We start from the raw sequence: 6,911 nt of genomic DNA on the forward strand, positions 1-6,911 counted from the left end.
GTCCCCAGACACAATTTATGTCAGTCTCGTGACCAAATAAAGATCAGAACATAATGGCCCCATCTATAAAAAAATATTTTATTTATATTATATTTTTGGTTTCGCCTGCAGTAGCAATAAATGCACAATGCAAGTCAGGAAACATTGTTTCTAATGACACAAAATGCATCGCAGCGGCGTGTAACAACAACCAAAAAACAGTAATAGCTGGTACATCAGTGATCAGCAAATTAGATAATTCTAATCAGTTAGCAGTAGAGCTATCCATCCCCAAGGATAGCTTTGCTATAGCTACTGATTGTAATGATCAGACAACTTCAGAATGCAAGGAAAACGCATCAATTACAGCTTCTTATTCTGTTCTTGCGAAGGACATTATTGAGAACTATAAATATGATTTTTCTGAAACATTCATAGATATTTTGTTTTTTGAAAATATAGACTTAGCAAGAACTAGAACTATATGATTCAGAAAACTACGCTATCTGTAATCCGATTTATTCTTTTTTTTAGTATTTTTTTATGTACTAAAACAAATAGCTATGCCCAGACAATAGTGCCTCAGCAACTTGGATATCCAAGAATTTGTGCTGGGCTTATTGTCGATGGGAAGCCTTTTAATGAGTATAACGCGACTTTCAGCTATGTAGATTTCCCTGCTGGTACTACTTTCGAAGTAGAACTTTCAGATGACTTAGGAAATTTTACTACACCAACTGCAACTACAAAAATTTCAATTACCGATAATGCAGCTTTACAGCAACAAACTATAAAGTTTGCGGTTCCAACAAATTTGAAGGGATCTGATACGTATAGCATGCGAATTAAAAGTAATACCGCAACGCCTGTTTATAGTTTAAGATTTAGAAATTCTCAAGCTGTAACGAGTTTCCCTATTTATTACAGAACTTATGTAGAATCCTTTTTTATCAATGATAAACTGGCAACTGCAACTTATTGTACTGGCGGAAGTTTAAGTCTTTCTATTTATAATCCTACACCAGCAGATATACCGTCATCTCCCGCAAACTATTCAAATCTTAAATATAAATGGTTTAAAGATGACGTTGCAATTGCAGGACAAAGCGGTAAAACGTTATTGGTAAATGCTCCAGGTGTTTATTATGCACAAATTGATTACGGAGGCTGTAATGATGAAAACTTTAGCTCAAACAGAGTTACAGTAACTTCATCAACATCGGGATCATCTGTAACTGTAGATTCAAGCTTAGGAAATCCATTTTGTTCAAGCGGAACAGGTACGACTTTAACAGCAACAGCTGGTAATAAATACCAATGGAAAAAAAACGGTGCAGTAATTACCGGAGCCACAAATCGCAGTTATACTACAAATGAAGCTGCAGTTTATACTGTTGATGTTGATTTTGGAGGATGTACAGCTACAGGAACAATCGATTTAAAAGGAAACAATTTTACAGCTTCATTAAATGTCCCAGCGGCGAACGTTATTGCTCCAAACGAAACTTTAAGCGTTACTGTGACTACAAATGCGGTTAATCCAACTTTCCAATGGTTTCTTGGAAATAATGTGATTTCAGGTGCTAATACCAACACTTATGTGGTGTCTGCACGTGGAAATTATAAAGTAAAAGTAAGTCAGGCAGCAGGATGTGTTGTTGAACAAGAATTACCTTTTACAGTTAGTTACGATGGTGATCCAGCTACTTCTGTAGAAAAAATTGCAAATATTATAAGCTTGAGCAGTTATCCGTATGATGTATGGGATATTCCGAGTGAATACAAAAACCCAGAAACTAGTGTTAAAATAATTAGTTCAAACGGAGACATGGTTCTTGATGTTGTCAACTATCAAGGCGATTGGCCCCCGTCTGGATCAATTGATATTAAAAATGTAAATCCAGTATATTACTATGTCATTCAATCCGGGACAGGTGAAAGAAAAGGATCAATAACCCTGATAAAATAAGATGAAGAAAATCCTACTATTCATGACTTTATTTTACGGTTTATCAAATGTACTCTATGCTCAAGATACCAAATCTGAGGATGGAGTTGTTTCGTTTTCTTTACCTATCAGAAATTCTTTAAAGTTTAATAGATACATAATTAATCCAACGTTCAGTTTTGTACGCGAATCAAATCCTTATGTAAGTTTTTATAATAAAAGACAATGGGTTTCATTTGACGATGCTCCAAATACTTATTTATTTGGTTATTCTGGCCGTTTTAGAGAGAATGAAGCTTTCGCTTTTGGATTATTTCAACAAAATTATGGTGTTTTTACAGTATTTGGAGGAGTAGCCAATTTTGCCCATAATATCGTTTTGCAAGAAGATAGCAATTTGACATTTGGACTTAATGTGGGTGCCTACCAAAGTGGTTTAAACAAAGGTAAAATTGTTACAAATGATCCAAATCTTCCAATTGATAATATTCAGTCAAACACATTGCTTACTGTAAATCCGGGTATTAACTACGGTACAGCATTTCTTGATTTTGGGTTATCGATCAACAATTTGGTTCTTTACAATTTTGGTTCAGGAATGGTAAAGGATGATCCGGAAAGAGCGATCGAGTTGCATGCAATGTACACAGGTTATATTGACAGCTACGGATTTTTCGACAGAAGTAAATTTTCCGGAATTGTAAAAACAGAAATTAAAAAAGATAAAACTGTTTTATCTGGACTTGCCATGCTAACGATTCCACAAGGAGTTTGGGCTCAAGCTGGATATAATACTTTATATGGTGTTTCGGCAGGTTTAGGTGTAAATATTTCACCTAGTATTGCGATCGAATACAATTATGAAAGAGGTTTTGGCAATTTTACAAATTTGGGTGGTTCTCACGAATTTGCAATTGCATATAAATTCAAAAGCAGAAATTACTATTACGGTGATGATGATGAAGGTTCACTTATTGATCCATCAAAACCAAAACCTGTAATGGCTAAAAAAACAACATCTGCTCCAGTTACAAGAGTAGATGGTGCTGAAAAAGCAAGATTGGCTGCTGAAGCAAAAGCAATTGCTGATGCAGAAGCGAAACAAGCAAGACTTGCTGCTGCTGAAAAAGTGAAGGCTGACGCCGAAGCTGCAGCAAAAGCAAAATTAGAAGCAGATAATAAAGCTAAAGCCGATGCAGAAGCATTGAAAATAAAACTTGCTGCAGATGCAAAAGCTAAAGCAGATGCTGCAGCTGCAACAAGAGCACAAACTGCAACTGCAAACAGAGCGGTTGCTACAACACAAAAAACACAAGCACAACTGGCAGCAGATAAAGCCAGAGCAGATGCAGAGGAACGCAGATTGAAATTGGTTGCTGATAACAAAGCCAGAGTAGATGCTGCCGCTGCAGCAAGAGCTCAAGCTGCTGCAAACAAACCAGCAGCAGTAGCAGCAAAAACACCGGCACAGTTAGCTGCTGATAAAGCGAAAGCTGATGCAGAGGCAATGAAATTAAAACTAGCTGCCGATGCGAAAGCCAAAGCGGATGCTGAAGCTGCAAAAGCTAAAGCAACTGGAGCACCTCAAAAAACACAAGCAGAATTAGCTGCAGACAAAGCTAAAGCTGATGCAGAAACTGCTGCTAAAGCAAAATTAGCAGCCGATGAAAAAGCGAAAGCAGATGCGGAAGCATTGAAAGTTAAATTAGCTGCAGATGCAAAAGCAAAAGCAGATGCTGCTGAAGCGAAGAGAAAAGCTGATGCAAAAGCAAAAGCTGAGGCTGCGGATTTACAATCGATTTTAGCTGCCGATGCAAAAGCAAAAGCAGATTCAGATGCTTATCAGGCTAGATTAGCGGCTGAAGCAAAAGCGAAAGCAGCTTCTGAAGCTAAAACGAAAGCTGCAATTGATGCTGCAAACAAAGCGAAAGCTGCCGCAGCATTGAAAGAAAAAGCTGCCGCAGATGCTGCCTTAAAAGAAAAATTAGCTGCTGACGCAAAAGCAAAAGCAGATGCAGAGGCGAGACAAGCATTAATTGCTGCAGAAGCAAAAGCGAAAGCGGATGCAGAAGCATTGAAAATAAAACAAGCTGCTGACGCAAAAGCGAAAGTAGAAGAAGATGCAAGACAAGCAAAATTAGCTGCTGATGCAAAAGCGAAAGCCGATGCAGAGGCGATTCAGGCGAAACTTGCTGCAGATGCAAAAGCAAAAGCTGACGCAGAGGCATTACAAGCAAAATTAGCTGCTGATGCTAAAGCAAAAGCAGATGCGGAAGCACTTCAGGCAAAACTTGCTGCTGATGCAAAAGCGAAAGCAGATATGGAAGCTTTACAAGCAAAATTAATTGCTGACGCAAGAGTAAAAGCAGATGCTGAAGCTACGGCAAAAGCAAAAGCTGATGCTGAAGCAAAAAAATTACAAGAAGCAGAAGAAGCTCGTCAGGCGAAATTAGCTGCAGATGCGAAAGCAAAAGCGGATGCTGAAGCTCTTAAAGCGAAACAAGCTGCTGATGCAAAAGCGAAGGCTGATGAAGAAGCTCGTCAAGCAAAATTAGCTGCTGATGCAAAAGCAAAAGCTGATGCTGAAGCTTTACAAGCTAAACTTGCTGCTGATGCTAAAGCAAAAGCAGATATGGAAGCATTACAAGCAAAATTAATTGCTGATGCAAAAGTAAAAGCAGATGCTGAAGCAACCGCAAAAAAATTACAAGAAGCGGAAGAAGCTCGTTTGGCAAAATTAGAAGCAGATAATAAGGCGAAAGCTGATGCTGAAGCATTGAAAGTAAAACTAGCTGCTGATGCAAAAGCCAAAGCTGATGCAGAAGCTTTACAAGCAAAACTTGCTGCAGATGCAAAAGCGAAAGCAGATGCAGAGGCATTACAAGCGAAATTAGCTGCCGATGCAAAAGCGAAAGCGGATGCCGAAGCATTAAAAGTAAAACTTGCTGCAGATGCGAAAGCCAAAGCTGATGCTGAAGCTTTAGTAGCAAAACAAGCTGCTGAAGAGAAAGCAAAAGTGGAAGAAGAAGCTCGTCAGGCAAAACTAGCTGCTGACGCAAAAGCGAAAGCTGATGCCGAAGCATTAAAAGTAAAACTTGCAGCTGACGCAAAAGCGAAAGCTGATGCCGAAGCATTAAAAGTAAAACTTGCAGCTGACGCAAAAGCAAAAGCGGATGCTGAAGCTTTACAAGCAAAACTAGCTGCAGATGCAAAAGCAAAAGCTGATGCAGAGGCATTACAAGCGAAATTAGCTGCTGATGCGAAAGCAAAAGCGGATGCAGAAGCATTAAAAGTAAAACTAGCTGCAGATGCAAAAGCCAAAGCTGACGCAGAAGCATTACAAGCAAAATTAGCTGCAGATGCAAAAGCCAAAGCTGACGCAGAAGCATTACAAGCAAAATTAGCTGCTGATGCGAAAGCAAAAGCGGATGCAGAAGCATTAAAAGTAAAACTAGCTGCAGATGCAAAAGCCAAAGCTGACGCAGAAGCATTACAAGCAAAATTAGCTGCAGATGCAAAAGCCAAAGCTGACGCAGAAGCATTACAAGCAAAATTAGCTGCTGATGCGAAAGCAAAAGCAGATGCTGAAGCGTTAAAAGTAAAACTAGCTGCAGATGCAAAAGCCAAAGCTGATGCTGAAGCTTTACAAGCAAAACAAGCAGCTGACGCAAAAGCTAAAGCAGATGAAGAAGCTCGTCAGGCAAAATTAGCTGCAGACGCAAAAGCAAAAGCGGATGCTGAAGCGTTAAAAGTAAAACTTGCTGCTGATGCTAAAGCTAAAGCCGATGCAGAAGCGCTTCAAGCGAAACTTGCTGCCGATGCAAAAGCAAAAGCCGACGCAGAAGCATTACAAGCGAAACTAGCTGCAGATGCGAAAGCAAAAGCGGATGCAGAAGCATTACAAGCAAAATTAGCTGCCGAAGCAAAAGCAAAAGCAGACGCAGAAGCGTTACAGGCAAAACAAGCTGAAGAAGCGGAATTAAGAGCTAAGCAAGCAGCGGATGCAGCAGCAAAAGCGGCAGAAGCTCAAAAAGATGAAACAGCAAAAGCTATTGATAATTTAACGCAATCATTAGATGCGTCAAATAAAAATCAAAGTGATTTATTGGCTCAGTTTAATGCTACAGTTGCAAACAAACAAAAAGACCTGAATGATTTAAGAGAGGAAAATGACTTAAGTGAAAAAGGAATTTACAAAGAACCGAAACCATTCAAGAGTGTTGCAGCAGAGAACAGTCAGCTAGAAGCTTTGAAAACAAATATTGCTGAGGCAAACAGAATTCAAAAAGATGAGATTGCCAAGTTGACGAATTTATATAACGAAAGACTTAAAAAAGTTCCGAATAAAAATGACGCTTTAAACAGAGCTTATCTAGAAAAGATAAATCAGTTGAAAGCAGCACAATTAAAAATGGAACAAGATAGTGCAGCGTTACTTGCGAATTTAGAGCGTATTAAAGCAGAAACTGAAATCGAGAAAAAACGTAGAATTAAGCGTGCAGCTTATGAAAACGATCAAGGAAGATACAATCAGGATCTAGCAGCTCTTAAACGTATTAAGGAAACTACTAAAGTTAGCAGTACGCCTTTAACAGCAAGTGATTTTGATTTTGGTGAAGACCAATCAAATATGCAGATCATCAAGAATATTAAAAATTCTGATAGTGGTTATTATATGATTGTTGCAGTTCACAGCAGTGTTGAAAAAAGAGATGAATTCTTGACCAAAGCAGTTGCTGCGGGACGTTCAGACATTAATTTCTTCTATAATATAGCAACAAGTAAATATTACATCTATTACGAGAAATATGAGGGATTACAAGAAGCGACTAAAGCATTAGAAGCTAAAGGAAATAAACCTTATAATGGAAAAATGGCCATCGTAAAAGTGGAGAATTAATAATAGACAATAAGAGTTAAGCACCTTATTTTTTAAGGTGCTCGTTAAAAATAAATAGTTTAAAGCGGCCAAAATTTTAATCGC

Annotated in this window: 3 protein-coding genes; all 3 read left to right on the forward strand. The window is 38.5% G+C overall.

The annotated features are described in order from the left end of the window. Positions 1-53: 53 nt before the first annotated feature. Genes ACNFIH_RS12860 through ACNFIH_RS12870 form a run of 3 tightly spaced genes read left to right on the forward strand, consistent with a single transcriptional unit; the run spans position 54 to position 6,827 of the window. Positions 54-467 (forward strand): hypothetical protein, encoded by a 414-nt coding sequence (locus ACNFIH_RS12860; protein WP_426483453.1) that lies wholly within the window; start codon positions 54-56, stop codon positions 465-467. After that, the gene (gene sprC / locus ACNFIH_RS12865) at positions 464-1,948 is read left to right on the forward strand and encodes a gliding motility protein SprC (protein WP_426483454.1); all 1,485 of its coding nucleotides are present in this window, start codon (positions 464-466) and stop codon (positions 1,946-1,948) included. The genes ACNFIH_RS12860 and sprC overlap by 4 nt, the downstream gene beginning before the upstream one ends. A 1-nt stretch (position 1,949) precedes the next feature. Beyond that, the gene (locus ACNFIH_RS12870) at positions 1,950-6,827 is read left to right on the forward strand and encodes a PorP/SprF family type IX secretion system membrane protein (protein ID WP_426483455.1); all 4,878 of its coding nucleotides are present in this window, start codon (positions 1,950-1,952) and stop codon (positions 6,825-6,827) included. The last annotated feature ends 84 nt before the right edge of the window (positions 6,828-6,911 follow it).

The organism is Flavobacterium sp. 2, from assembly GCF_049949195.1.
GTDB lineage: Bacteria > Bacteroidota > Bacteroidia > Flavobacteriales > Flavobacteriaceae > Flavobacterium.